Source organism: Bradyrhizobium sp. 160 (assembly GCF_023073735.1).
Lineage (GTDB): Bacteria > Pseudomonadota > Alphaproteobacteria > Rhizobiales > Xanthobacteraceae > Bradyrhizobium.
Map to the genome: position 1 here is coordinate 1 of NZ_JADPKD010000012.1, position 1,729 is coordinate 1,729.

General features: G+C 65.3%; 4 protein-coding genes and 1 pseudogene. All 5 read left to right on the forward strand.

Annotated features, from left to right (window positions below; translation table 11 throughout):
- Positions 1–171, forward strand: a pseudogene (locus tag IVA98_RS06130) (ParA family partition ATPase); the annotation flags it as partial.
- A complete protein-coding gene (locus IVA98_RS06135; RefSeq protein ID WP_247354461.1) occupies positions 168–431 on the forward strand; it encodes a hypothetical protein in 264 nt (87 codons plus the stop codon). The pseudogene IVA98_RS06130 and the gene IVA98_RS06135, both read left to right, overlap by 4 nt.
- Positions 418–936, forward strand: a complete 519-nt coding sequence (locus IVA98_RS06140) for a DUF2840 domain-containing protein (RefSeq protein WP_247354462.1) — start codon at positions 418–420, stop codon at positions 934–936. The genes IVA98_RS06135 and IVA98_RS06140 overlap by 14 nt, the downstream gene beginning before the upstream one ends.
- Entirely contained in the window at positions 933–1,478 is a 546-nt protein-coding gene (locus tag IVA98_RS06145; protein ID WP_018457230.1) for a S26 family signal peptidase, read from the forward strand. Before IVA98_RS06140 ends, IVA98_RS06145 begins: the two co-directional genes overlap by 4 nt.
- Positions 1,479–1,513: 35 nt before the next feature.
- Positions 1,514–1,729 (forward strand): DUF736 domain-containing protein (locus tag IVA98_RS06150; protein ID WP_247354463.1); only part of this gene is annotated, 216 nt, incomplete at its 3' end.

Sequence of the window (1,729 nt, forward strand, 5' to 3'; positions counted from 1 at the left end):
GAAACACTCGCCGATCACGATCCGCCGGTGCTTACCAGCACCATCGGTCAGCGCGTCGTCTTCGCGGATGCCGCGCAGTCCGGCCGGCTCGTCTTCGAATTTGCCGACGAGAGCGCAGCTGCCCGCGAGATCGCCGCGCTCGCCTCTGAAGTTGCGAGGTTCTCACCATGAGCGAGCGCTCCATCAAGCGCGGCTCCGCCTCACGTCCCGGCGATGCCGAAAGCTGGATCAAAGCCAACGACGCGTTGCCGCGCCGCATGGAAGACGCGCCGGCATTCACCGCGCGTCTGACCATCGACGTCACGCTAGCGCTGCGCGGCCGCATCAAGGTCGCCGCGTTCCAGCGCGGCATCACCGTCGCCGACATGCTCCGCGAGTTGCTAGCGCGCGAGTTCCCACCGACACCGGAGAGCCGTCATGAACGACAATGAGGCCTTGCCGCCGCGTGCCGTGCCGTCCTCGCATCGGCGCGGCGTTGCGCTCACCCATGTCGAGCTGACCTGGATCGAGAAGCGGATCGAGCACTGGCTGCGCTTTGGCCGCCGCACCGAAGAGAAGATCCTCGACCGCCGCCGCAGCGTTTCAAGTTTTGCACCCGGCAGCATCTTCGGCTTCGTCCGCTGGGCGTCGAACGACTATGGCACGGTGGTCTCGCGCATGGACATCGTTCGTGCCGTGGAGAGTGGCCAGCGCTATCAGACGCTGCCTTTCGTGCGTCCCGGCGGCGAGATCCTGCTGCGCGTCGATAGCTGGCCGAAGGTCGAGCGCGTGTTGCAGGCGGTCGATGCCATTGAGGCACTCGCCATCGATCCGGCCGACGCCGCGCCCGAATACTGGCGCCATCTCCACAACCGCCTCGCCGCCGGCAACGTGCCACGCGCCTACACGCGCGAGCAGCACGTTGCCTGGCTCAAGCGCCGGAGCGTCACGCCATGACTCGCTTCGGTTACGTCGTGATGACCTACATTGCGGTGCTCGCCGGCTGTGGTTTGGCGTTCGTTGATCCCGCGCCGCGGCTGATCTGGAACGCCACCGCAAGCACGCCGACAGGATTTTACACGCTGCATCCCGTTGGAGAGCTGCGCGATTTGGAACTGGTCGTGGTGCGGCTCCCAGAACCGATCGCGAACTTCCTCGCCGATGGCGACTTCCTGCCAAAGAGTGTGCCGCTTCTGAAGCATGTGATGGCGCTGGCCGGGCAGACCGTGTGCCGGTCCGGCGACGCCATCACCGTGGATGCTGTCGATGTCGGCGCAGCTCACGATCGCGACCATCTCGGCCGTCCGCTGCCGCGTTGGAGCGGATGCACAACCCTTCAGCCGGGTGAGGTCTTCCTCATGAACCCGACTGTCCCGGACAGCCTGGACGGCCGCTATTTCGGCTCACTGCCTGCAAGCTCGATCGTCGCGCGCGCGGTCCCGCTTTGGACTGATGAAGCCGGCGACGGTCGTTTCGTCTGGCGTGCCGTCACCCATTGACCCGCATCCCAACCCAGCAAGCAAGGAGATTTCCCATGGCGCAAATCGGTCAGTTCACTCGCGAGAAGTCCGGTTTCACCGGACGCATTGAAACGCTGTTCTTCGAACGGATTCTCACCCTCGTCCCGGCCGAATCCTCGGATGCCGAGAACGCGCCCGACTACCGAATTCGGCTCGGCGATGGCGAAGGCCCGGAAATCGGCGCGGGCTGGAAGCGTACCGGCGAAAGGGCGGGCGACTATGTTTCGCTC